The sequence below is a fragment of the Acinetobacter sp. YH12058 genome (assembly GCF_013419805.1).
GTDB lineage: Bacteria > Pseudomonadota > Gammaproteobacteria > Pseudomonadales > Moraxellaceae > Acinetobacter > Acinetobacter towneri.
In genome coordinates this window covers 1-25579 of sequence record NZ_VOZL01000016.1, presented here as the reverse complement: position 1 = coordinate 25579, position 25579 = coordinate 1, and the positions used below count along the sequence as shown (strand labels likewise).

Below are 25579 nucleotides of genomic sequence, written 5' to 3'. Positions count from 1 at the left end.
TTGCACTTCACAATCAAGCCTGCTTGATTGCTGGTTCAGGGTCGTTAGCTCAGTCGGTAGAGCAGCGGACTTTTAATCCGTTGGTCCCGCGTTCGAATCGCGGACGACCCACCATTTCCTTGATCAACCTTAGATGGGTCGTTAGCTCAGTCGGTAGAGCAGCGGACTTTTAATCCGTTGGTCCCGCGTTCGAATCGCGGACGACCCACCATCTTCTTCAAGGTTGATACTTTAAAAATGATCATCGTCATTTTTACTCCTCTGGGTCGTTAGCTCAGTCGGTAGAGCAGCGGACTTTTAATCCGTTGGTCCCGCGTTCGAATCGCGGACGACCCACCATTCCTTCTAAAAAATCTTTAAATTACCAGTCATCACAGCACTGTTCTGTGGATCGTGCAGTTTCGTAATTTACTATAGAATTCCCGTATTCTGCCCTGTTTGACTAACACTTTTATCCACTACACCTTGCTCAATTCAGTTGTAGACGATGTGCCATCATTGATAAATCATACTTTACACATCCCAAATAAAAACTTGATGTAAAAAAACAAAAGCCCAAAAGTTTTTCACGAATGGGCTAAGAATTGAATGAGCGAATAATTAACTTGCTCTGATTAAATGATAGTTTTGCGAAGGTAAGGGATTGCTTTTAAAGTATTCACGATTATTTTCTGTTGCAATCGCAATTTTGTTTTTATCCATAATTAAATTATGGTCTTGATCAACATTATAGTAAAAGTTCACCCCAGAGGCGCGTGCCACCACAATTTGATGCGCGTCTTCATCATAGAACCATAAATCTTTGCGGTATTTTTTTTTATTGTCGTAACTGATTTGCCCCGCATTGACAAAAATACGATGCGCTGTCCCATCAGGCAATAAGGTCAGAATATAATCGACTTTTCCGCTTTCGCACATAACAAACTTATCTTCACAGCTAATCTGAATGGTATAGCGTCCCACATAAGTCAGATGATTCTCGGGAATATGATGTTCCGTTGCAGCCGTTTGTATGGGTGCGATTGCCTGCCCTGCCACCTCAGTCAGTCTTTTGGTTTCTGCCTGTTCTGTATATTTTTGCACGGCAGCTTGCTCAAGTTGTGAATCATCGCATCCAAGCAATGCCACTGCACTCCATATTGAAACTGCGCAAATATTTGATTTAGCTGACACACTATCCCTCATATAGAGTGACCAGACTGAATACTCAGTCCTATTCAAACCACTGAATAGGCAGCTCGATGTAAGCCATGCTTTTCCTCAATCCTTTGTGGTCAAGCGCTTACTCTGCCCATCGCTTCTTTAGGATATTTTAGGTGGATGCTGGTTTAAGCAACACCAAATGTTACATAACTTTACTAATTGCCTTGCTTACCGCCCTTTAAAAACCCAAGTGCATCACCATTTTTATTTTATATATAGATGATGTGCTGTGAAGCTAAACATCAGCCTGTATTTATTTTGAATTTTAGATCTCTTAAGGAGAATTAGATGGCCAATGTTGGTTTATATCGCTCAAACCGCTCAAATATGATTGCTGGGGTTATGGGTGGTATTGCTGAACGTTTTGGTTGGAACGCAAATTTACTGCGCTTAATTTTTGTGATTGTTTCCGTGATGAGCGCTGCCTTTCCTGGCATTTTGGTGTATTTGGTGTTGTGGTTGGTGATTCCTAAACAAAACCAGTCGAATACAACAAACTATACTCAGGGCTACACAAGACCTGTGCGCACGGTCAATCCTGATCAAGACCGATAAACGGTATTGAAATTTTAAAGACTGACCATATTTAAAGATTCATAGGCTTGAATCATTTACCGATTCACTTGTAGACACCACCCTATTCACACAACTTTCTTCTTTTTCGCTACGATTGCTCCCCCAAGCATCGTAGCTTTTTTTTGCCTTTCAACCTGCAATATATTTTAAAAGTCACAGCATTTCAGGATTGAGTCGTGTTGAATACACATCGACAATGCGAGTCTATTAATTGGTCTTTACAGCAAGCTGTTGATTCAAGACGGCAATCATATCGGCACGGCTAATGATCCCCACCAAACGCTGCTGCTCTACCACAGGAATGTAGTTAAAAGAGCGCTCGACAAAGTACGGCACAAGGTCTTGAATACTTTGTTGCGGTTGCACCGTGACCACTTGGCGTAACATGATATGTTTCACTTGATGTTTCCAGCTATACGGCAAATCTGTTGCGTGTTTAAACCATTCCACTACTTCATACAGCGCCAAAGTTCCAACCAAATGTTGCTCTGTATCAATGACAGGTAAACTCATTAAATTCATGTGTTTGAATTTTTCTAAAGCACTGTGAATATCCTCATCTTGCTGCAAACTGACCACATCTTTACTCATAATATCGGCACAAGTCAGTGCTTGAGTTTGTCGTTCACTGGCTTTGTGTTGCGCTTCTAAAATGATTTTTTGTAAGTCGTATTCACTAATATCTAGCAACTGGGTTTGTGCATCTAAAACATCTTGAATATCTTGCGGCTGAATAGTGGCTTTTTGAGTAGGCGTTGGGTCTTGGGTACGTTGATTCAACTGTGGCGTTTGAGGATAAGGCTTGCCAATCATGCGGTTAAATACAATTGCAATCACCATCAGCAAAACTGAATTAAGCAGCACAGGATAAAAGATGAAGTGATAACCCAGCTCACGCACGGCATCTCCGCCAAGCACTGCGGTAATGGCCACTGCTCCACTCGGTGGATGCAGCGAATCGGTGGTCATCATCAAGAAAATAGATAAAGCCACAGCCACACTAAAGGCTTCGGTTAAATTTGGAATATATAAAGCACAGCTCACGCCCATAATTGCTGCAATACTGTTCCCAACTACAATATTCCACGGCTGCGCCAAAGGACTGGCAGGCACAGCAAACAACAATACCGAAGATGCACCCATTGGCGCGATATACCATGCGTTAATATCGCCCAACACCCACCAACTGATCAGGGAAGATAATGCCAAACCCAATAATGCGCCCAAACCACAAAGTAGGCGTTCTTTTAACGGCAATACTTTAAAATTGGGTTTCAGCGTATTCAGCCAATCAAGTTGTGAATGAAACACGGGCAGGCAATCCAGTGGTGACAATTGGACAAGATTATAAGGCAATCATTCAGTAAGATGTATTTGTTTTATATCTTTCATTTATCAGTGAATTTGTAAAACCCCAAACAACCAACCGCTAGTTGTGCTTTAACCTTTGCCAGCACCCCGCAAAATCCTTATAATTGAGCACAATTTTTCTCTAATTTTAAGTGGATGACCATGAGTCGCGCCATATCGCATATTGATACCTTTCAAGGCTTAATTCTTGCCTTACAAAACTACTGGGCGGAGCAGGGCTGCGTCGTTTTACAACCTTACGATATGGAAATGGGTGCAGGGACATTCCACACTGCCACTTTCCTACGTGCTTTAGGTCCAGAAACATGGAACGCGGCGTATGTACAACCATCTCGTCGTCCTAAAGATGGTCGTTATGGCGAAAACCCGAACCGCTTACAACACTACTATCAATTTCAGGTGGTGCTGAAACCAAACCCAGACAACATTCAACAGTTGTATTTAGATTCTTTAAAAGCAATTGGAATTGACCCATTGGTGCATGACATTCGCTTTGTAGAAGATAACTGGGAATCTCCAACTCTTGGCGCTTGGGGCTTGGGTTGGGAAGTATGGCTAAACGGCATGGAAGTGACTCAGTTTACTTACTTCCAGCAAGTCGGTGGTGTTGAGTGCTACCCTGTAACAGGCGAAATCACCTACGGTCTTGAACGTCTGGCAATGTACTTGCAAGGTGTAGACTCAGTTTACGACTTGGTTTGGACTAAAGGACAGTTTGGTACTGTAACGTATGGCGATGTGTTCCATCAAAACGAAGTTGAACAATCGACCTATAACTTTGAATACGCACCTGTAGAAAAAATGTTTGAACTGTTTGACTTCTATGAAGTAGAAGCGAGCCATTTAAATGCAGCAGAATTACCGCTACCTGCTTATGAGCAAGTGATTAAAGCATCTCACTGCTTTAACCTCTTGGATGCGCGCGGTGCAATTTCTGTGACTGAGCGTCAGCGTTATATTTTACGTGTCCGTACTTTGGCACGTTCTATTGCACAAAGTTATGTGGCTGCACGTGCAAAATTAGGCTTCCCAATGGCTGAACCACATTTACGTGATGAAGTCTTGGCACAATTAAAAGCACAGGTTGAAGCGGAAGCCAAAGCGCAAAATACTGAGGAAAGCAAATAATGTCTAAACATACAGTTTTATTTGAACTCGGTTGCGAAGAACTCCCACCGAAAAGCTTAAAAACCTTACGTGATGCACTACTTGCAGAAACTGAAAAAGGTTTAAAAGATGCAGGCTTGGCTTTTGATGCAATTGAAGCCTATGCAGCACCACGTCGCTTGGCACTTAAAATTGCTAATGTTGATGCCGCACAAGCAGACACACAAAAACGCTTTGACGGCCCTGCTGTTCAAGCTGCTTACGATGCCGAAGGCAAACCAACCAAAGCCCTTGAAGGCTTTATGCGCGGTCAAGGCATTACTGTAGATCAAGTATCTACATTCCAAGCAGGTAAAGTTGAAAAAGTGTGCTACTTAAAAGACGTGAAAGGTCAAAGCCTTGATGCGTTATTGCCACACATTTTACAAACAGCATTGGACAACCTGCCAATTGCAAAACGTATGCGTTCTGCTGCAAGCCGTACTGAATTTGTGCGCCCAGTAAAATGGGTCGTTTTACTTAAAGATCATCAAGTAATTGAAGCAACGATTCAAGACCATCAGGCAGGTAATGTCACTTATGGACATCGTTTCCATGCACCTGAAGCAATCACCCTTGCACATGCAGATGAATACCTTGAGAAGTTAAAAGCAGCGCACGTTGTCGCTTCTTTTGAAGAGCGTCAAGCGATCATTGATCAGCAAGTAAAAGCATTAGCGGATGAAGTGAATGCGATTGCAATTGTTCCTGCGGATCTACGTGACGAAGTCACTGCACTGGTTGAATGGCCGGTAGCTTTACGTGCCAGCTTTGAAGAACGCTTCCTTGCCGTTCCTCAAGAAGCCCTGATCACTACCATGCAGGATAACCAGAAGTATTTCTGTCTGGTGAATGCTGAAAACAAATTACAGCCTTACTTCATTACCGTTTCAAACATTGAGTCTAAAGACCCGACTCAAATTATTGAAGGTAATGAAAAAGTGGTGCGCCCACGTTTGTCTGATGCTGAATTCTTCTTCTTGCAAGACCAAAAACAACCACTTGCATCACGCAAAGAAAAATTGGCCAACATGGTTTTCCAAGCGCAATTGGGCACACTTTGGAACAAGTCTGAACGCATTGCCAAACTGGCTGTTGCTTTGGCGCCAATTACGGGTGCAAATCCGCAAGATGCAGAAAAAGCTGCTTTACTTGCAAAATGCGACTTAACCTCTGAATTGGTGGGTGAATTCCCAGAACTTCAAGGGATTGCGGGAACTTACTACGCACGTCTTGAAGGTGAAAATGACGAAGTTGCAGAAGCACTGGGTGAACAATACTTACCTAAATTTGCGGGTGATGTGCTTCCTAAAACCAAAACAGGCACGACGATTGCCCTTGCAGACCGTTTAGACACGCTCACAGGTATTTTTGGTATTGGTCAAGCACCGACAGGTTCTAAAGACCCATTTGCATTGCGTCGTTCTGCGATTGGTATTTTGCGCCTTGTAACAGAAAACGGTTTAGATGTTTCAATTGAAGACTTAATTAAACTAGCCTTAGCTGCTTATGGTGATGTCTTGAAAGACCACGACAAGACTTTGGCAGATGCAGTCGCATTCCTTGAAGGTCGTTACCGTGCGAAATACGAAGATCAAGGTGTTGCGGTAGATGTGATTCAAGCCGTTCAAGCTTTATCACCAAAATCTCCACTAGATTTTGATAAGCGTGTGAATGCAGTAAATCACTTCCGTGCCTTGCCTGAAGCGGCTGCATTGGCTGCTGCAAACAAGCGTGTTGCCAACATTTTAGCCAAAGAAACCGCGCCTGAAGGTACTGTCGTTGAAGTAAACTTGGTAGAAGATGCAGAAAAAGCATTATTCGCTGAACTTGCAAAAATCACACCTGTGGTTGAGCCATTATTGGCAGCAAAAGACTACACCACTGCACTTTCTCAATTGGCTGCATTACGTGCGCCTATTGATGCCTTCTTTGACAGTGTCATGGTGATGGCAGATGATGCTGAGTTGAAAGCCAACCGCTTACGTTTACTCGCGCAGTTACGTGATTTATTTACACGTGTTGCAGATGTAAGTGTGTTGCAGCACTAAAGTCTTAATTACTTGTAAATTAAAAGAAACCCCGCTATAAATTAGTGGGGTTTTATTTATGTGGGTAAAAATGAGTAAGTTAGAAAAGGGTGAAATAGCTCTATTTAAATATAATAAATTAAGATTTTCTTTTGCAAATTTAAACGCTGGTGATCAACAAATATTAACTAGTGATCCATGGTCGTTAATTAACTCACATCTCCAACAAAAAGTATCAAAAAGCCGTGGTGAAAATAAAGTTTTTCTCGAACGTGCATTATATTTTTCTTCTCTTGCAGAGTCCTTTTACAAAGCAGCTAATAGTGTCTTACTGCCTACAAGAGCCACTCTTTTATACTATGGAATGCTCAACTTAGTTAAATGCTTCCTTTCTTATAACAAAATTGAGCTTGAAACAGTTCATGAGCATCATGGCTTAAACTTACCTCTTGGCACTGAAGGAGTAATTCAGGTAAAACCTAAAACCAATGAAGGCGTGAACATATTTGCTATATTTTCAGAAATACTTGGTAAAAAAATTAATCACCCATTAAACATAAACTTTCGTCAAGCTGTAACAAATATTCCTGAAATTCACAGCCTCTGTCATAGCTTAAACTTAATAAATAAAAGAAAACTTTTACCCATTAATGTAGAGATTCTAACCAATTCAGAACACAATAAATTATTTACTGAAGTGATAATTGATAATGAACAAAAAACAAAAGTGGATATAACTAAGTTTCTCAAGGAGAAACGACTTAATTATTTTAAAGATGGATTCCCTCGTGAAGGAAAAATTGTATATAGATCTAAATACAGAAAATCATATACAAGAGAAAATACAAATACAATCTATCAAAATATCTTAAAAGAGTATTGTCAATTTGACATTACGCCAATCCTAACCAACACAGGCTACCGCTATTATGTTGATTTAAAAGCAGCTGATTTACCTCATCTATCCTACACGTTGTTATCCATGTTTTATCTTGGCACGGTAGCACGTTACAGACCTAGTGAAGCCAATGAACTATTGCAGGGTACGTTAAGACCTGTAGTAAGTGAGTTTGTAAATATTTCACCCAATCAATTCCTTTATCAATTATGTTCTATCTTATTAGAAAAAGAATGCGTAATGCCTTTTTCATCTATTACCCCTATGAGTACTATATAAATCAGGAATAAACACCTCCAAAGAATACTATAGGCATTTCACTTCAGATTCCCTATACTCAACCTAACAACACTCAACAAGAAAACGAGCTTATGAAACTTAAAACACTCATTTTATCGGGTTTAACTTGCCTTTCTCTTAGTGCGTGTACTTCTGCACCTGTTATTCCGCAGCTTACTGCAGGTGTTTTACAAGAAGTGAAAAATATTGAAGTTTACCCAGACACTGTCAATAACAGCGCCAAACTCACAAAATTTATTGATAAATGCGTGATCGAATTTACAGGCACACTGCAAGCAGGTCGTTCTATTGAACAATGGGCATTTAAAGGCAATGCATTAATTTCAGCTGGTTCTGCAACATTTGCACAAGATGGGACTAGCATAGCAACTCACTTTGACTTGCATGATGCAACTGTGCAAAAGAACTTCATCACCTTACGCAACCATTTTCATAAAGATGCGCTTGCACAATGCAACTAAGCTAAAAACAGCTTTGAATGTATCTTGATGTAGCAAGATTGTTGGACTTTCAATATAAATACAGCATCGCTTGATATTTCAAACTAAGATGATAAAAGCAGTGTAGCCATTGCTGCCCTGCTTTAACAACTCTCCAGAGTAACAAGACCCACAATTTTATGTGGGTCTTCTTCTTTAAGTCTGAAACTCTGCCATAGTTTCAAGCACTTTAAAGTCTCAAACACTGTAAATTTCACCTAAAAACACATCATACTTGCGAAAAATAAACACTGCAGATCATCTAGGCTTTATACAATGCAGTACATTCCATTCAAAACCTTTCAACGACCAGTATTCGGCATCCTAAGAGGCACAGCACAATGAAAAAGATCAATATCAGCATTTGTATTGGACTATTGTTCAGTAGTGCTTCGGTGTGGGCACAAAGTAGTGCTGCACAAACTCAAAGTAATAAACCAATTCAGCCTTATGCAGACAATCCAAACCTCTTACATGTTTGGGCATATAAAACTCAGGAAGGTGTGATTCAGGCAGCACAAAAAGTCGGTGAAGTAACCGAAAAAGGTATTGAAAAAATTCGCCCATCGGCACATCAAGCTTTAGACAACGCCAAACAATTGGGCAGTCAGGGTGCGGCTCAAGCCAAACATACTGGGCAGCAACTTGCCAACAATGTAAATACTAAAATTCAGGAAACCAAAGAAGTGATTACAGGACAAAGTGATCATGCCGTGCCTATCTATCAAGCACCATTAAGCGCGCCTTCGCAGAATATCGCCCCTGCAGCCACCATTGCCGCACCTACTCAAGAAGCACAGACTCAGACTCCACCAAGTACAGATACTGAAGAAGAAATTAAAGTGATTAAGCTATAATTTTTTTGATTTATTGGTTTGCTCAAAATTATAAAAACAACTCAGTGCAAATAAAAAAGCCTGCATTTAATCTGCAGGCTTATTCATGTGATAGCGTATCGATTTTTGAATTTGTCGGAATACATAAGCGCCTAATCCCAACAATACCAACAAACCTAAAGCAAAAAATAGATAAGCCTTCGGCTCAGGCGCATCTGCAAACAAAGTCGCAGATAAAATGAAACTGGACAGCAAAACAAGCACAGCAGGCATCAACAACTTGGTCATACATACTACCCTTGGAATGATCAACAAAACCATGTTTTAAGATCATCTTAGCCCAATGGCAAAACAATACAAGTGTCTAAAATTTAAACCTTCTAAATAATGGATCAAACTTTGCAGCTTACTGTTCCAGTTCTAGGGTAAATTTGGCAGTATCTGGCAAATCTTCCACAAAGTCGTTGCCGCCAAACTCATCACTGCTCAGGTTCAAATCTTTATAGCTCAACACAAAATAGTCGCTATATTTTTTCAATATTAATGGGTGCATGCCTGCAGCAAGCGCATCTTGTTCCTTGCATAGTTTCATGACATGACGATCATTCATACTAATTAAATAGCGTTCATCATTCAGATAAATTTGCACCAAACCACTGCCCTTTGCATAAATCGGAATCAGGAATTTATGGTTTAAGGCAATTGCATGTGCGGCATAGCTCTCAATTTTTTGGCTGATGATGTTAAACACCAAACCATGACCAAAATGGTCGAGCAAGACATTACGATTTTCATACGGTAACTGAATTTGTAAGCCAAGTTTGTTTAAATCGTGCTGATCGACCTGTTTATTGCTAAGCAAGGAGCGAATCAGGTTTTGTTTCAACTTGGCATCAAAAAAGTTACTGTCTAGCTGTAAGTTATTGTATTTTAAAATACGACCTAAAGACCAGCGATGGTTCGGCAAGACATTTTCAATCACTTTACGATAGTAAAACTTGCTGTTTTTTTTCACCTTGCGAATTTTTTGGTAAAAGAACGGCGCATCAAAAGGATGGGTTAAAAAGTCATTCAGTAATTCAGAGTTGGCTAAAATCGCAATTGCATCATGCCCTGTAAATGGCAAATGTAAGGTATGTAAATGCGGAATTAAAGGCTGAATTTTTAAATAATGCCCACGATCTTCAGCATAATATTGGTCATAGACCACAATATATTCACGCTGTGCCGATACATCTTGCGCTTGAATGCGCATATTGGCATTTAAGTCTGCATGATAAAACATGTTATAGCGTGGGTCATGAATATCTTCAGGGTCAATTGAATATTGCGGCACCAAAGCCACAATGCGGTTTAAATCCAGCAAATTGGAATATTTAATTGCCGCATAGCCACCCATTGAGCCGCCATAGCCCACGCGAATTTTAAACGGAGCAATCAGGTCTTGAATGGCTGCCAACATGGCACGCATAGAAGCTTCAGGAAACCATGATTTTTCCTTAGGCATGACCCCAATCACATTAAAATGAAACTTTTCCAGTGATTTTTCGGCATTAATAGACGTTCCTTTGGCCCGTGTAATTAAATCGCCAAAAGAAAAAATCAGCTCCTGAGATGAGCCTTTCATGAAAATAGCGCGGATATGTCCGTCTTCAAAAATTATGTGTTTGTCCATTCCCACACCGGCGCCAAGGCGCTGAATTAAACCGTTACTTTAAACTTGAATACCCTGTACGCAAGTCCAAAAGTGAATATGTTATTTTATAGATGCACAGCAGATTAAAAATCGCAAAATATGACACAATCTCTACATCCTGCCGCACAACAAGGTTTTGCTTTAGGGGCAAACCTATATCAACAAGTTCGTCCCAGTTACCCGCAAGAAGTCGATGTTTTCCTGCAAGATCAGCTCCAAGTTCCACTTAATAGCAATATTGTAGACTTGGGTTCTGGCACAGGAAAGTTCCTGCCACATTTGCTCAAACTGACAACTCAGCTTATAGCGGTAGATCCGATTGCCAGCATGTTAGCCGAATTAGAACAACTTTACCCACAAGTTAAGACAATTCAAGCACGAAGTGAGCAATTACCACTGCACGATCAATGTGCAGATTTGGTGAGCTGTGCGCAATCTTTTCATTGGTTTGCCAATCTGCAAAGTTTAAAGGAAATTCACCGAATCTTAAAACCGCAAGGTCATTTGCTGTTAATTTGGAATCAACGTGATATTTCAGTCAATTGGGTCAATGCACTGGCAAAGATGATTTTGCCTTTTGAGGGCGATACACCGCGTTTTCACAATCAGGACTGGCGTCAGGTATTTGCCGATACAGATTTATTCCAACTTACTCACGAGCAGAAATTTCATCACACGCATGTTGGTACAGTTGAACAAGTCGTGTCTAAGCGTTTGCTTTCGACCAGTTTCATTGCTGCAATGCCAACTGAACAGCAACAACAACTCAAAACACAATTTGAACAATTAGTATTAGAATATACGAATAAGCATGTGCAAGATGAAATTGAATTTCCCTATTGCACACATTTGTATGTCTATCAAAAAGTTGAATGAGAGGGAGCAAATAAATGCAAATAACCTTTAAACACGCGATTGCTCCCTTAACAATTTTTTTGGCGTTCTCCCTCAGCGCTTGCGAGCGCAGCAAAGTAGAACATGCAGACAAACTCAGCCCTGAAGATCAAATCATGCAAACTCAGGTCGAGCAAGCCGCGATTCAGCCCTTTGAAATGACTGCGGATGACCCGCATGATATTCAATTGCTGATGGATTATGAACAACGCCATGACCAAATGAGCAATGATTTGGAAGATGAGTTAGAACGCTTGCATGAAAGCCAACAACTCGATGCTGCATTTGCACAAAATCGCCTGCAGGACAACATTCAATCTGCCTTGAGTATGCTCAAAGAACTGGATTTAAAGACACCGCAAGGGCGTTATATTCAAGGCCTAATGAGTCATTATTGGGAACAGCAAGCGCAATATCTAGCAACTCAAAATACAACTTCTGCACCTTATCCTGTCAGTAAAGAACAACGTCAGCAAGGCTTAGCAGACTTGCTACAGGCGCAGCAACAACTAGAACATTGGCGTGGGCAATATCCACAACTTGATGAATAACGTGTTTTACGGACGCTGCTGTAAATACTGATGCACTCCTTCAGCGGCAGCGCGTCCTGTAGCAAAACAGGCTGTCAGCAAATAGCCGCCCGTTGGCGCATCCCAATCCAGCATTTCACCACAGAGAAAAACGTGTGGATTGGAATTTAACTGCAATTGTGCAGATAAAACCTCACGTTTGACTCCGCCCGCACAGCTAATTGCTTCTTCAATAGGACGAAAACCCTTTAAAGGCACCGTTAAATTTTTAATCTGCTGCGCCAATTGCATAGGTTGCTGCCAAAGGGCTTTATCCACCAACTCACGCACGACTGCAGACTTCACGGCATCCAAACCTGCCTTACGCCAAATATTGCTTACAGACTGTTTTTTGGAAGGTTGCAACTTTTGGTAGAGTTGCTCAACGGTTAAATCGGGTAGCAAATCGAGTTGTAACTGCAGCGGTTGTTGAGCGTGCTGCAACTGTCGCAATGCTCGCCCTTGCTTATAAATTAAGCCATTTTCCAAACCATAATGGCTAATCACAATATCGCCCATGCTCGCTTCAGCGCCTTTCACCCATGCTTGCACACGTTTTAAAGGTTGTCCAAAAACTGGCTGCATATAGTTAGACCAGTGACATTCCACCCCTGCATTGCTGGCTTGGAAAGGCTGAATTTCATTGGCAGATAACCAACGCTGCCATGCACCATCACTACCCAATTTCGACCACGACACTGCCCCACATGCCATCACAATGGCGGCAAATTGCTGTTGTTCAATGTGACCTGTACTTAGATTTTGAATACTGAGTTGATTATTATTTAAATCACATACCTGATGCCGATAATGAAACTGCACGCCTGCATCAACCAAGCGTTTTAACCATGCGCGCAGCAAAGGTGCGGCTTTCATTTCTTGTGGGAAAATCCGCCCCGATGAACCTACATAAGACTGAATCCCTAAACTCTGCATCCAGTTTTGAATCCAAGCCGCATCCCATTGTTGAATCCACGGCGCCAACCATTCCGTCTGATCATAACGCTGAACAAATTGTGCAATCGGTTCGGCATGTGAAATATTCAGACCTGTTTTACCCGCCATCAAAAACTTACGTGCCGCGGAAGGTTTTTGCTCATAGACATGCACATCATAGGCATACTGACTCAGCACTTCGGCAGCCATTAGCCCTGCTGGTCCTGCTCCTATAATTGCAATGCGCTGTTTCATGCCTGTTTACTCAGTTGTTGCACTTGAGTCTGCAGAAACTTTCGCCTCAACTGCAGCAGGTGTTAAAGTTGGCTGCTGTCCTTGCAAAGGCTGAAAATCATCAAAACGGGTTGTATAAGCCGCAGGTTTGGTGATCAGCAGTTCCTGACAACGCTCACCACGTGCTAAATATTTGATTTCAAAGTGAGTGCGTGCTGAATCTACTGGAACATCCTGCTGAATAAATGGCAATTTCCACACTTCAATCAGCTGTTGCTGTGCTTCTGCAATATATTCAGGAATATTACTTACTAAAGTAATACTGCCGCCTGCTTTTAAACGCGACAATAGAAACTCAAAAAACGGCATATTCAACCAACGCTGGGTGGCATTATGTGGTTCTGGATTCGGATATAAAATAAAGAATTGCTCAACTTGAGCAGGAAATAAAGCATGCACAATCCATGGAATGGCATCGGCATGCACAATCTGTAAGTTCTGCTGACCTTCAAGCTGATGCTGTTTTTGCATCGCCAAAAATTTTTCACGGGTGCGCTCAATTGCAATCAACTTGTGCTCAGGATGCTGCCCGCTAAACAATAGGGCGTGTTTACCTTTTCCGGCCCCAATTTCCACACAAACCGATTCATTGGCAATGGCTTGAAAATCACGAGGGGCATGCATACGCTGTGCTTGAAATTGACGAATTGGCATAATCAGATCAAACTTACAAAATTCGGCACAAGTCTATCAAGTCAGGTGCTATTTGCCTAATCCAATCCTGCATTTTTCATTTGGAGTTGATCATGCCACGCACTTTTCCTTGCCCTCGTTGTGGTGAACCTTCGCAATGGGAAAACAATCCATTTCGTCCTTTTTGTTCTGAGCGTTGCAAGCTCATTGATTTAGGCGCATGGGCAAATGACGAGTATCGCTTACCCACCCAAGATGCTCCGCAAGCAGAAAACTCTGAGGAATAAGCAATAAATTTCCACGCCAAATATTGCCTAAAACTACACACAGTTTCATGGAATTTTTCACATTTTTAGAAAAATTATTCAAAATTTAGTTGTTCTATAATTGCTTTCAGCAGAATTAGCACAGGTTATACTTTGCACTATTCGTGACTCCGTCACTGCACATAACAATAAAGAAAGCAAAAAATAACCTAGGAACATTTCACCATGGAAATCATGTTAAAAGGAATTGTAATGCTGTGTATTTTACTCTCTACCAGCAGTTTAGGCTTTGGACTGTACGCGCATGATTTACTCATGCTGTGCATAGGCATCTTACTGACAATTTTCACAATGCTGTTTGCAAGTGAAAGCAAACAAATGCTGAATAATCCCTTTCGCAAATAAAAAAGTCAGCGACTGCTGACTTTTTCTTAAAGCATAAATACACACTGCTTTTAACCTGCTTGCCCTGCTACAAACGGGTTATGCTGTTTTTCAAATCCAATGGTACTGATGGAACCATGCCCCGAAATAAACTGAGTGTCATCGGGCAAACTAAAACATTCGCGCTGAATTGAATCTAGCAATTGTTGATGATTCCCACGTGGAAAATCGGTGCGTCCAATCGAGCCTTTAAATAGCACATCGCCTGTCCACAAGACGCCATATTTTGCATTATAAAACATCACATGGCCTGGGGTATGCCCTGGTGCATAACGCACTTCAAAGCTTTCTTGACCCAATTGCAGCACTTCACCACCCTCTAACCACTGTGTAACCGTGACTTGTTCAGGGATAGGAAAACCATAACGTGCAGACACTTCTTGCAGTTGATCTAACCAAAAAGCATCTTCTTTCTGTGGACCAATCACAGGAACATTCCAGTAATGTTGCAACGCACCAACAGCCCCCGCATGGTCTAAATGTCCATGAGTGAGCCACAAAGCTTTCACCGTTAAACCCAACGCTTCAACTTCGGCTTTCAGCTTTTCAGGCTCACCGCCTGCATCAATCAAAATTGCTTCTTTGCTTTCTGCATCCCACACAATCGAGCAGTTTTGCTGAAAAGCGGTGACGGGAACAATTTTGACTTGCAACATGGTGGCGAACCTCAAAAATTAATGGCTTAGGTTAAGCTTTACAGCATCAAGATTAGCTTGAAGTAAATGTTTGAGCAAATCCAAATGATCGGCACGGGTATTCAGTGCAGGAATATAGGCATATTCTTTGCCACCTGCTTGTAAAAACAATTCTGCGTTTTGAATTGCCAATTCTTCTAGCGTTTCCAAACAATCTGCAGAAAAAGCAGGACTCATAATTTGCACCGACTTCACGCCCTGCTGTCCCCATTCTTCAAGTAAGACATCGGTATAGGGTTTGACCCATTCTTGTTTGCCAAAACGTGACTGGAAGCTAATTGCCCACTGATCATCATTTAAATTTAAAGCATCGGCAAGCAATTTGGCCGTGATCCGACAACGCTCTGCATACGGATCACCCTTATCGGCATACGGCTGTGGAATGCCATGAAACGACATCAATAATTTTTCTGCCACACCATGCTCGGCTTGAAATTCACGCACACTTTGCGCCAACGCCTGAATGTATAAAGGATGCTGATAATAATCACGAATGATGGATAAGCCCGGCAAATTACGCTGCTGTGGCACCCATTTGGCAACGGCATCATATAAAGGTGCAGTCGAAGTTGCCGAATATTGTGGAAATAAAGGGAACAAAATCACGTGATCTTGAGGATTTTGACTCAAAGCTGCCAAAGCCTGTTGAATACCCGGATTGCCATAGGTCATTACCGGTAGAATATTCAATTCAAACTCAGGATATAGCGGCAATAACTGCTGTTTTAAAGCATCAACCTGTTGCAACAAAATTTCCCGCATCGGTGAATCTTGCTGCCAGACCATGGCATAAGCATGTGCAACACGCTTAGGACGAAATGGCAAAATGAATAAGTTCAAAATGATTTGCCAAATCGGTTTTGGAATTTCAATCACCCGTTGATCGGATAAAAACTGCTTTAAAAAACGGCGAACCGCTGCTGCAGTCGGTTCATCAGGCGTACCTAAATTGGCTAAAAGAACGGTTACTTTGGGTTTTGCTGTAGACAACATTCAGCCCTCGTGTCTGATGATTGAGCCCGACTACTTTAACAGTTTTTTCACTCTGTATTGAGAGATTAATACGGTGTTTTAAATGAATAAACCCGATCGGTATCTAGCAAATTGCTCTCTAAAAGTTTTTGCGCTTTTGCCGTGGTTTGCCACAACATCCGCTGACGATCATCACGCCCCGCCTGCACAATCCAGTCATTTTGACGCATTTGCATTTTAATCTGATGCAAGGCCCGAATATTGATTTGGGCACGTGCAACTGCATGCGCACGTGGCATGATCCGACGTGCATCCTCCAAACCAGTTTCATTCAAATATTCATTCATGCGTTTCGAAAAATATTCTTCAGGGGTTGGATGAATAAAAGTATTGCCTAAAATTGCCAACAACTGCGCCCAACTTAAACTTCGCTCAACTTTCAGCTCTCTAAAGTTACCATCCTGATAGGCATGCATGCGATATTCAAAACGATATGATTCATTCATCGACACTTTAGATACGCTTAGAAACGGGTCTGCTTCGCGCTGTCCCACATCGGTTTCCAGCTGACGTAACTTACTTTTTAAACGTTCAATTTCATCATGCAAAGCTTGTGTATTTTGCGGGCGCACCCAACCAGAAGTCGGATAACGTTCTAGCATTTGCGACATATTAAAGCGGACAGCAAGCTCTAAATCACGCAGAGTGCGGTAGCTAAACACCTGATCGACTTCTTGTTGTAATAATTTACGGAACTCTTTGAATTTTTCACGCAATTCAGGTTTTTCATCATGTAAAGATGAATCACGTGAATCTGGGTCTTCGTGCATAAATACAATGATCGGCTTTTGCTTGGTGACTGCATAAATATACTCTAAATGCATATACCCCACGCCCGACACCGATTGCTCACCGTACTGGCTGCCCAATAGAATCACCACATAATCACAATCATCAATTTGACGGCGTGCAAATGCAGTGCTGAGTGGGGTACGTTGTTCTAAACCCCACGAAAAAAAACCCATTCCCACCAATGTTTGTGCCAAGATCACTCGTTCTGGCTGCATATCTGCCCCAGACGTCGAGATAAAGACCTGATAGCGCTTATCGAGCATTGGTTTCCCCTCTCCTATTGCCATTACAAGTCGGTCACCGTCTACTTGTAATGCCTTTCCCCAATCATAAAAAAATTATCTTAAAGTCAGTCCACAGTACTCACATTTGCGATACTCCAAGAAATATTGCCTGGAATAAGATGCTGCAACACGGGCTTTAATTGTTCTGCATTGTTCCCGCTGACATAACACGCAATTTGTAAAGTATCTGCCAAACTTTGTTCAAATAATAACTCATTTTTAATTAAAATGCGGGAAGTTTGACGCGCAACGGCAATTCCTGAGTCAATTAATGTCAGTTTCTGACCAAAAATGGACTCAATCGCAGGTTTTAGGAAAGGATAATGGGTACAACCGAGCACCAAATAGTCCGCGCCCTGATCGACCACAGGTTGCAAACTCTGCTGTAAGGAACTTAAACATGCCTCACTCATTTGCGCCCCTTGCTCAACAAAAGGCACTAAATCTAGATTGGTGACATTCAAGACTTGCACTTGAGCAGGAATCGCAAAACGCTGCATCACATCTTTAATAAGTTGTCCGCGAAAAGTCGCAGGCGTCGCAAGTACAGCCACAGTTTTGCTTTGGCTATTTAATACGGCAGGCTTTAAAGCAGGCACTAAACCAATAATGGGAAAATCTTCGCCGTAATGATCGCGCAGATAATCTAGACTAAAAGCAGAAGCAGTATTACACGCCACGACCGCAACTTTACAACCTTGTCGATATAACCATTCGATTGCAGCTGCAGTGAGTTCTCGAATATTTTGATCATCACGTGGGCCATACGGCACATGTGCAGTATCGGCATAATAAAGGATGCGCTCATTGGGCAAATATTCTGCAATTTCAATGGCAACTGACAAGCCTCCTATGCCCGAATCAAAAATACCAATTGGCGCACTGGCTTGTGCTTTTGGCATGGCTTGATTTAAGGGAGAAACAGGATGAATGGCTGTCATAGCAAGAGATTCAGCAATACAAAATGGGATGAATAAAGCTTAAACCTCAGCTGCTTAAATGCAAGTGCAAATCACCACTTTTCAACGATAAAATCGTTTCGCCCTGCGCATTTTCACTCAGCTCGCCCAATTCCACCAAATGTAAAAAAGCCGCACGCTGAATCAGGGCATTAATACCAAAACGCACATGCACATAAGGACGCAGCTCACCTGCATATTCACGCATAAAAATAGGATGCTCGGCATCAACAATCACAATATCCTGATGTGTAGTGATAAGTTGAATATAATTTTGCTGTCCGATTTCGACCACATCAACCTGATTGATGAACAAAGGCTCATCTTCTACCTGGATTTCAATTTGTTCCACTGGGGTTTTTAAATAAAACTTGCCCTGCTCTTTCCATAACACACTAGAAAACAGATCAACCAATGCCTGACGTTTGATCAATTGACCTTCGTGCCACCATTCTCCATTGGCTTTGACCAGCAAATCCATTGCTCCACAATGCTTTGGATGCCATTGCTCCAAAGGAGGGATTGATCTTTTGTGACCTGACTGTCCAGTTTTTATATATTGTGCAATGTGCATTAAATTTTTATTATCAGCCGTAGCTACATTTTCTGTCGGTTTGATTGAATTATCGTCATGCTTCATGCTGCAGTACCTTACTGACGGAAAAATAATACGATTCAGCCAATTGGCTAAGACTCGGTTTAAAACTATACTAGCTCACAATACTTACCCATACTGTAAAAGACACGATTAAATTTGTGTCTGGCAACTAAAAATACTCATGGCAGCACCGTTGCTTGATGCGGTTGCCACCTTCAATTATATGAGGAGTCCTACATGGAACACATCGAACGTGAATCGATGGAGTTTGACGTAGTCATCGTAGGCGCAGGCCCTGCGGGTCTTTCTGCTGCGATCAAAATTCGTCAACTTGCAATTGAAAACAATTTAAATGATCTGTCCGTTTGTGTGGTCGAAAAAGGCTCTGAAGTTGGTGCGCATATCCTTTCGGGTGCAATTCTTGAGCCTCGCGCCATCAACGAGTTATTTCCTAACTGGAAAGAAGAAGGTGCGCCTTTAAATGTGCCTGTGACTCAAGATAAAACTTTCTTCTTGATGTCACCTGAAAAAGCTCAGCAAGCACCGCATTGGATGGTGCCTAAAACCATGCATAACGATGGTAACTACGTGATCTCGTTAGGCAACGTGGTGCGTTGGTTAGGTCAAAAAGCCGAAGAATTAGAAGTTTCTATTTTCCCTGGCTTTGCGGCATCTGAAATTCTTTACCATGCCGATGGTACGGTTAAAGGCATCCAAACTGGTGACATGGGCATTGGTAAAGATGGCGAGCCAACGCATAACTTCACACCGGGTTATGAACTACATGCCAAATACACCATTTTCGCAGAAGGCTGTCGTGGTCATTTAGGTAAGCGTTTAATCCAGCAATTCAATTTGGATAAAGATGCCGATCCGCAACACTACGGGATTGGTATTAAAGAACTTTGGGAAATTGACCCTGCAAAACACAAACCAGGTTTAGTCATGCACGGTGCAGGCTGGCCATTAAGTGAAACAGGTTCTTCAGGCGGTTGGTGGTTATACCACGCAGAAAACAACCAAGTGACTTTGGGTATGATTGTGGACTTGTCGTATACCAACCCACACATGTATCCATTTATGGAAATGCAGCGCTGGAAAACTCACCCTCTAATTAAACAGTATCTAGAAGGCGGCAAGCGTATTTCTTATGGTGCACGTGCTGTGACCAAAGGTGGCTTTAACTCATTGCCAAAATTCACCTTCCCAGGTGGTTCTTTAATTGGTGATGATGCAGGCTTCTTAAACTTTGCCAAAATCAAAGGCTCTCATACCGCCATGAAGTCTGGCATGCTTTGCGGTGAAGCAGTATTTGAAGCGATTGCTGCAGGTGTCGCAAAAGGCGGTGACTTGGCGATTGCTCGCGTAACTGAAGGCGAAGATTTCTTTGTGAAAGAGCTAACGGCTTACACTGAAAAATTCAACAACAGCTGGCTGAAAGAAGAACTTTATAGCGCACGTAACTTTGGCCCTGCAATGCATAAGTTTGGTCAATGGATGGGTGGTGCGTTTAACTTTATCGACCAGAACGTGTTTAAAGTACCATTTACTTTGCATGATTTAGTGCCTGATTTCAGCGCACTCAAAACTGTAGATGCAACCAGCTTTAAACCGAACTATCCAAAACCAGATGGCAAGCTGACTTTTGACCGTTTATCTTCAGTGTTCGTATCGAATACCGTACATGAAGAAAATCAGCCAGCACACTTAAAGTTGACAGATACCTCTATTCCAGTGAACGTAAACTTACCTAAATGGGATGAGCCTGCACAGCGCTACTGCCCTGCGGGTGTTTATGAAATCATGGAAAATGATGATGGTTCAAAACGCTTCCAGATTAACGCAGCCAACTGTGTTCACTGTAAGACTTGTGACATTAAAGACCCATCACAGAACATCACTTGGGTAACACCTGAAGGTGGCGGTGGTCCGAATTACCCGAATATGTAATTGCGAATCGCAATTGAGAAACCCAAAAGCAGTGCCTCGGCACTGCTTTTTTATACACAGTTTACAAAATTACCAAGGTCTCATAATCCCTTACATTTTTCAGGTATTTCTCTATTCAAAAGCAGGCGATTGAATAACTTTCCTTGTTATGCTGTTTTTGCTTATTTTTTATCTTTTCTATTTTTAGTTTTTTATTTCGTTTTTTTCAGACTTGAACAACCGAAAATGTTGTTTTGTCAGCTTTTATACAATGCTATTCGGCATTTTATGCAGCACTTAGCACGGTAGCAAAATGTTGTAGATGCTGACTAAAACTGACTTGAGTGGAGTATAAAGCAGTACTTTGAGTTTTATCTTGCTCAAGCATTTGGTTGTTCTTCTTATTTTCATTAGAAGAGGAATTCCAACATGCTTAATTTAACAGACACCCTCAACCAACTTAAAAATGTGCAGGCACAACCTGCAGTCAGCTTATTTCTACCCACACATCGTACCTTTCCAGACAATCAGCAAGATGTGATTGCTCTTAAAAACCAACTTAAACAACTCGAAGAACGCCTGTTGGCAGACTATGACAAACGTCTGGTGGCACAAATTTTAGAACAGATTCATCATCAAACCAAAGATTTGAATCCCAACTACCATTTAGACAGTCTGGCTATTTTTGCCACAGCCGACAGTGCACAAGTACTGCGTCTGCCATTCCCTACCCAAGAACGTATTGTGATTGATCAACAATTTTCAGTGCGTGATTTTATTCGTGAGCTATCTTATGCAGTGCAATACTATGTGGTAGTGATCAGTCGTGAAGTTGGACGTCTGATTAAGGCCTCCAATGATCGTGTAATCCATGAGTTTTCTGTAGATGACAGCGACTTGAATGAACGACTGCCACATGGTGCATTTCCTGTTCAAAATGATAACTTATATAGCACCAGCGGTGCAGAACGTGCCACAGCCGCCAATGAAGACCGTTTACTCAAAGAGTTTTTAAACCGTGTCGATAAAAATGTGCAAACTGTACGTGCCAGTGAGCCATTGGGCTTGGTCATTGTGGGTGATCGACGCAATATCAGTTTTTATGAATCTATTTGCGACCAACCCAATGCCATTATTTTCAGTGTAGATAACGTCACTCAGCTAGAACAAGGCAGCGCACAACACATTATTGACAGTATTCAGACCGAGCTAAAAAGCCATCAACAACAATTGCATCAGCAACATGCGCAGCAACTGGATGAACTCTATGCCAGTGACCGTGTTGTGACCGATCTGCAGCAAATTTATCAGGCAGTGTTGCAAAATAATGTCGATACTTTATATGTTCAACAAGGCTACATGCAGGCGGGTTGGGTCGATACCGACCAGCAACGAATTTATCTAGATCAAGCGCACGCACCTGACAGCGCACAAGCCACAGACGATGTGATCAACCATATTATTGATGCAGCACAGCAACACGCTGCCAATATCGTATTTATTCCTGCCGATTATTTACAGTCCAAAGCACCACTGACTTTAATGAGTCGCTATGCGGTCTAAAACTCAGTCCATTTGACTGTGATCTAAAAAACAGCCATGCAGATTTATCTACATGGCTGTTTCAATCAAGATTCAAACTTCTCATTCATACGCAAATCTACGCTTTTTCATGACTTTCTCATGAATAAAACGATCAATTAGAATCGAGTCGTTACCGCCAACTGTACCCGATGACTGTCGCTATGTGATCGCCCGCTATATTCATAATTCAAATTGATAAAACTATGTTGTCCAAAGTGAAGTTGTGAACCTAAGGCAGCATGATATTGACCTTGATCGGCATGCCATGCATCAAACTTCAGTTTCTCCGCTGTGCCTACATAATGGGTATCTAAATATGCTTTTTCCTGAATCGGTTGGCTGTAATACAAGCTGCCTTGCAATTGCCATGCTGGATTCAACTGGTAATTGGCTTGCAAACCTGCACCAAAATTCCAGCGCTGCATCACCAAATCATCTAAGCTGTTGACACCATCCTGCTGAGTTTGTTCGGCATGAACATAATGTTGGAACGAAGCGTCTAAATACGGTTGAATCTGCATTTTTTGACTGAGTGGATAGCTATAATCTAGACGCAAACCTGCGGCATACATTTGTCCATCAAACTGTATTTTTTGTGCTTGAGCATGACCACGCTGCGCGTCAACATCCACCTGCATGCCTTTTAACCATGCCGCGACACTTAAATCACGATTAAGCTGCTGTGCTGTCCCCATAGTTAGTGCATAGGCTTTGCTCTGACTGCTATTTTTTGAGCCTGTTTGTACGGCATCATCTAAGTTCAGTTGACTGAAATCGGCCTGCGCTGCCAAGGTCATCCCTGCCAGTTTTGTTGCCACACCAACACCTTGATGATGACTACGGCGCTCACTATTTAAGCCGACATAATCCATATCATAACTTTGGTAATCACCCGAAAACCAAAGCTGTTTGGGTTGTGCGGTTGCCAAACGCTGTGCAAACTGACGTTCTTGCTTGCTGCTTTCTTCTGCGACATTTAAAACGGTATTGGCATAAAAACTTGGATCAAGTTGATGAAACAGTTGATTCAATGCCTGCGTAGAAACTGTACTTTCAGCAGCATTGCTATAACGTATAGTTTGAGCAAAATTGTTAAATAAGCGATTGGCAAAAACTTTTTCAGCATCTTCCAGCGTTTCTAACTGTTGTTTCTGATCAAGACTTGCTAAAACTACATCTAAATTACGGGCAACCTGAGTACGTCCTTCAAGTTCAGCAGCAAGAGCCGCCACCGTTTCAGTCGATTTACGCTTTGCCGTAATCACCACATCGGTATTGATTGTATCTGCCGCACGTACAGGCTCGCCCGTTGCATTCAGTTCAGGACGATAACTAACTTGTGTCAACTCAAATAATGGATTGCTTGAGCGATAAGCATCGAACTCACGCTGTACGCCTTGTTGCGCACGTAATACGGTAGTTTGTGAACCTTGTGCAGTAATAAGTGGCTGATCAAGTGGCACTTCATCAAACAGGTTCAAAGTCCCTGCCAAATTGGCGGTTCCCGTTACCGTCAGCAAATTGCCAAAACGTGCTTTAAAACCCGCATGTTGCTGCTGATCTGCAGCAATCTGCATCGAATAGTTGCCTGTGATGGTTAAATTGCCTTCGTTTCAAGAAATGCACTGCCTGTTTCGACTTCTAAAGTGTTTTGTGAGGGTTCAAGTTCTTGAATCGTACTACCCATCTCAACTTCAGATGTATCTTGTGGTACTTCAATATCTTGAATCGCACTATCGACCAAGACGGTGTCGGTTAAAACAGGCTCGGCTACTGGTGGAGCTACCACATCGACTGGTTGCTCTACTTCTGACGGAGGTGATTCAAGTGTAGGTATCGTATCAGGCTGATTGACATCATTATTTTCTAAAACGGTAGCATCATCGCTAGGTACAGCATCATTGCTGTCTAAAAGTGAATCTTCAGTTGGTGATGTATTGCCATGATCTGTACTGCCACCACTCAAACCACCACCATTGGATGATACATCGCCATGATCTAGCTCTAAATTCACAGGAGGTTGATCGGTAATGGGTGCAGATGGTGCGACAGGTTGCTCTACTCCGCTGCCAATGCCTTCATTTGTAGTCGGTTGATCTTCTTGGCTGACATTTTCTGCCCCCAACACATCAGTGACTTGAACCGTGCTTGACTGAGAGCCTGAACCCGATGAACAGCCTGAGATACTCATGGTCAATAAACACGCCACACTCAGTGGCTTTAAAGAAAAGTTTTGCTTTTTATCTAAAATCATACCGTACTCAATCAAAATGATGATAACGCAAGATTTATTGATGATTGATCACGTAAAAAATTAAGCAGATTTTGCTCAGTCTAAATGGCATATTTTTTTAAGATAAAGACAATCAGTTAAGCCCCCCAAAATTATTTTTCTTAACTTGACTACTTTAATGCGACAGCTTAATCAGCTTTTTCAGCCTTATAAAACATAAACACTGCCATATAACATTCAAACCAAGCAAAACCCCAAATCTGCTTAATTTTATCCCCAAATGTTCTGCAATCGAACTCAATAAACTGATCGCATTATAGGCTAATTTTTCCATATATTAAAAAATATTTAAAATAATTTTGTTAAAAATCAATAACTAAACAATAGACTAAACTCACACTCTAAAAATTATTTCTTATACAACACACAGAGCTTTGTTAGATTTTGCACAAGCACACAACTTGCCCTATAAATGCAGAAAAGTTGAAAAGTCCCTTAAAAAATGTGTAGCAGATAACGCAACTCGTGGATCGTTTCGCCATTTTTTAACTCAAACTGTGAAGCAGGTTGGATTGATGCAAAATTGATGAAAAATTAAAAATAAAGTTGAACGTCAGTAAGCATCCGGCTAACACAGCCTTACCAAGCGATCCTATAAGCCTTAATTTAGTTCCCACCTAAAAACAAGTGGGGACTTAATCCATGAACATGGATATATATTCAGCAACACCTCCTATTGCTAAAAAACGCCGAAAATACAGCAAAGAATTCAAACTCAGTATTGTCAATGCCTGCAAAAATCCTAATACCTCGATCGCTTCGGTCGCACTGCAACATAGTATTAATGCCAACCTTGTCAGTCGTTGGATCAGGATCTTCAGCCATCATGATGGTGCCGTGCA

At 41.8% G+C, this 25579-nt stretch carries 25 protein-coding genes and 3 tRNA genes; 15 read left to right on the top strand and 13 right to left on the bottom strand.

From position 1 onward, the window contains the following. The first annotated feature begins 38 nt into the window (after window positions 1–38). The 3 genes from FTU09_RS10010 (at window position 39) to FTU09_RS10000 (ending at window position 339) form a co-directional block, all read left to right on the top strand. Window positions 39–114: transfer RNA gene (locus FTU09_RS10010), tRNA-Lys, on the top strand. 21 nt (window positions 115–135) lie between these two features. Then, a tRNA-Lys gene (locus tag FTU09_RS10005) sits at window positions 136–211 on the top strand. Between the two features lie 52 nt (window positions 212–263). Further along, window positions 264–339 (top strand) — tRNA-Lys (locus FTU09_RS10000). 261 nt (window positions 340–600) lie between these two features. Here FTU09_RS10000 and FTU09_RS09995 read toward each other — a convergent pair. Next, window positions 601–1128, bottom strand: coding sequence for a hypothetical protein (locus FTU09_RS09995; RefSeq protein ID WP_225530221.1), 528 nt, complete (start codon window positions 1126–1128; stop codon window positions 601–603). 363 nt (window positions 1129–1491) lie between these two features. Between FTU09_RS09995 and FTU09_RS09990 the strand changes: the two genes are divergently transcribed. Next, window positions 1492–1758 (top strand): PspC domain-containing protein, encoded by a 267-nt coding sequence (locus FTU09_RS09990; RefSeq protein ID WP_131261073.1) that lies wholly within the window; start codon window positions 1492–1494, stop codon window positions 1756–1758. 228 nt (window positions 1759–1986) lie between these two features. On the opposite strand, the gene FTU09_RS09985 is transcribed toward FTU09_RS09990, so the two are convergent. Continuing rightward, on the bottom strand, window positions 1987–3090 hold the full coding sequence (locus tag FTU09_RS09985; protein WP_131261074.1) for an HPP family protein: 1104 nt from the start codon (window positions 3088–3090) through the stop codon (window positions 1987–1989). Between the two features lie 201 nt (window positions 3091–3291). On the opposite strand from FTU09_RS09985, the gene glyQ reads away from it, so the two are divergent. The 5 genes from glyQ to FTU09_RS09960 all read left to right on the top strand — a co-directional run bounded on the left by glyQ (window position 3292) and on the right by FTU09_RS09960 (window position 8860). Then, on the top strand, window positions 3292–4278 hold the full coding sequence (glyQ, locus tag FTU09_RS09980; protein ID WP_180080183.1) for a glycine--tRNA ligase subunit alpha: 987 nt from the start codon (window positions 3292–3294) through the stop codon (window positions 4276–4278). After that, window positions 4278–6347, top strand: a complete 2070-nt coding sequence (glyS, locus tag FTU09_RS09975; RefSeq protein WP_179996344.1) for a glycine--tRNA ligase subunit beta — start codon at window positions 4278–4280, stop codon at window positions 6345–6347. Before glyQ ends, glyS begins: the two co-directional genes overlap by 1 nt. Before the next feature lie 70 nt (window positions 6348–6417). After that, on the top strand, window positions 6418–7503 hold the full coding sequence (locus tag FTU09_RS09970) for a YaaC family protein (RefSeq protein WP_180080179.1): 1086 nt from the start codon (window positions 6418–6420) through the stop codon (window positions 7501–7503). Between the two features lie 92 nt (window positions 7504–7595). Beyond that, the gene (locus FTU09_RS09965) at window positions 7596–7985 is read left to right on the top strand and encodes a hypothetical protein (protein ID WP_004976007.1); all 390 of its coding nucleotides are present in this window, start codon (window positions 7596–7598) and stop codon (window positions 7983–7985) included. Between the two features lie 359 nt (window positions 7986–8344). After that, entirely contained in the window at window positions 8345–8860 is a 516-nt protein-coding gene (locus tag FTU09_RS09960) for a hypothetical protein (RefSeq protein ID WP_154321091.1), read from the top strand. A gap of 66 nt (window positions 8861–8926) precedes the next feature. On the opposite strand, the gene FTU09_RS09955 is transcribed toward FTU09_RS09960, so the two are convergent. Continuing rightward, entirely contained in the window at window positions 8927–9127 is a 201-nt protein-coding gene (locus tag FTU09_RS09955) for a hypothetical protein (RefSeq protein ID WP_131261079.1), read from the bottom strand. Window positions 9128–9245: 118 nt separating this feature from the next. Beyond that, on the bottom strand, window positions 9246–10514 hold the full coding sequence (locus FTU09_RS09950; RefSeq protein ID WP_131261080.1) for a hypothetical protein: 1269 nt from the start codon (window positions 10512–10514) through the stop codon (window positions 9246–9248). A gap of 120 nt (window positions 10515–10634) precedes the next feature. Here FTU09_RS09950 and FTU09_RS09945 point away from each other — a divergent pair, with 120 nt between their 5' ends. Continuing rightward, entirely contained in the window at window positions 10635–11411 is a 777-nt protein-coding gene (locus FTU09_RS09945; protein ID WP_167845740.1) for a class I SAM-dependent methyltransferase, read from the top strand. Between the two features lie 14 nt (window positions 11412–11425). Further along, the gene (locus tag FTU09_RS09940; protein ID WP_096901318.1) at window positions 11426–11980 is read left to right on the top strand and encodes a hypothetical protein; all 555 of its coding nucleotides are present in this window, start codon (window positions 11426–11428) and stop codon (window positions 11978–11980) included. 6 nt (window positions 11981–11986) lie between these two features. Here FTU09_RS09940 and FTU09_RS09935 read toward each other — a convergent pair whose 3' ends face one another. Together FTU09_RS09935 and FTU09_RS09930 are read right to left on the bottom strand one after the other, a co-directional pair. Then, complete coding sequence (locus FTU09_RS09935; RefSeq protein WP_180080176.1) at window positions 11987–13189, bottom strand: TIGR03862 family flavoprotein; 1203 nt, start codon at window positions 13187–13189, stop codon at window positions 11987–11989. Window positions 13190–13195: 6 nt separating this feature from the next. After that, window positions 13196–13888, bottom strand: coding sequence for a tRNA (guanine-N(7)-)-methyltransferase (locus tag FTU09_RS09930; RefSeq protein ID WP_225530224.1), 693 nt, complete (start codon window positions 13886–13888; stop codon window positions 13196–13198). 86 nt (window positions 13889–13974) lie between these two features. On the opposite strand from FTU09_RS09930, the gene FTU09_RS09925 reads away from it, so the two are divergent. Further along, entirely contained in the window at window positions 13975–14148 is a 174-nt protein-coding gene (locus tag FTU09_RS09925; RefSeq protein ID WP_004975985.1) for a DNA gyrase inhibitor YacG, read from the top strand. Window positions 14149–14582: 434 nt separating this feature from the next. On the opposite strand, the gene FTU09_RS09920 is transcribed toward FTU09_RS09925, so the two are convergent. From FTU09_RS09920 to FTU09_RS09900, 5 genes are all read right to left on the bottom strand, one after another. Further along, window positions 14583–15227 (bottom strand): MBL fold metallo-hydrolase, encoded by a 645-nt coding sequence (locus tag FTU09_RS09920; RefSeq protein ID WP_167845739.1) that lies wholly within the window; start codon window positions 15225–15227, stop codon window positions 14583–14585. Window positions 15228–15245: 18 nt separating this feature from the next. After that, complete coding sequence (gene hemH, locus FTU09_RS09915) at window positions 15246–16259, bottom strand: ferrochelatase (protein WP_104852985.1); 1014 nt, start codon at window positions 16257–16259, stop codon at window positions 15246–15248. A gap of 65 nt (window positions 16260–16324) precedes the next feature. Then, window positions 16325–17353 carry a DUF4062 domain-containing protein gene (locus tag FTU09_RS09910; protein ID WP_096901324.1) on the bottom strand — a complete coding sequence of 343 codons (1029 nt, stop codon included), beginning with the start codon at window positions 17351–17353 and terminating at the stop codon, window positions 16325–16327. Between the two features lie 86 nt (window positions 17354–17439). Continuing rightward, the gene (gene murI / locus FTU09_RS09905) at window positions 17440–18315 is read right to left on the bottom strand and encodes a glutamate racemase (protein WP_004975969.1); all 876 of its coding nucleotides are present in this window, start codon (window positions 18313–18315) and stop codon (window positions 17440–17442) included. A 46-nt stretch (window positions 18316–18361) separates the two neighbouring features. After that, window positions 18362–18973, bottom strand: coding sequence for a DUF1285 domain-containing protein (locus tag FTU09_RS09900; RefSeq protein WP_004975967.1), 612 nt, complete (start codon window positions 18971–18973; stop codon window positions 18362–18364). A gap of 195 nt (window positions 18974–19168) precedes the next feature. On the opposite strand from FTU09_RS09900, the gene FTU09_RS09895 reads away from it, so the two are divergent. Both FTU09_RS09895 and FTU09_RS09890 read left to right on the top strand, forming a co-directional pair. Continuing rightward, entirely contained in the window at window positions 19169–20881 is a 1713-nt protein-coding gene (locus FTU09_RS09895) for an electron transfer flavoprotein-ubiquinone oxidoreductase (RefSeq protein ID WP_180080174.1), read from the top strand. A gap of 408 nt (window positions 20882–21289) precedes the next feature. Beyond that, window positions 21290–22423, top strand: a complete 1134-nt coding sequence (locus FTU09_RS09890) for a hypothetical protein (RefSeq protein ID WP_179988487.1) — start codon at window positions 21290–21292, stop codon at window positions 22421–22423. 137 nt (window positions 22424–22560) lie between these two features. Here the strand turns inward: FTU09_RS09890 and FTU09_RS09885 are convergent, their stop codons facing one another. Continuing rightward, on the bottom strand, window positions 22561–24021 hold the full coding sequence (locus tag FTU09_RS09885) for an autotransporter outer membrane beta-barrel domain-containing protein (protein ID WP_154321098.1): 1461 nt from the start codon (window positions 24019–24021) through the stop codon (window positions 22561–22563). A 20-nt stretch (window positions 24022–24041) separates the two neighbouring features. Continuing rightward, on the bottom strand, window positions 24042–24698 hold the full coding sequence (locus FTU09_RS09880; protein ID WP_180080171.1) for a hypothetical protein: 657 nt from the start codon (window positions 24696–24698) through the stop codon (window positions 24042–24044). Window positions 24699–25379: 681 nt separating this feature from the next. On the opposite strand from FTU09_RS09880, the gene FTU09_RS09875 reads away from it, so the two are divergent. Next, on the top strand, window positions 25380–25579 hold a 200-nt coding region (locus tag FTU09_RS09875; RefSeq protein WP_180080168.1), incomplete at its 3' end, for a transposase.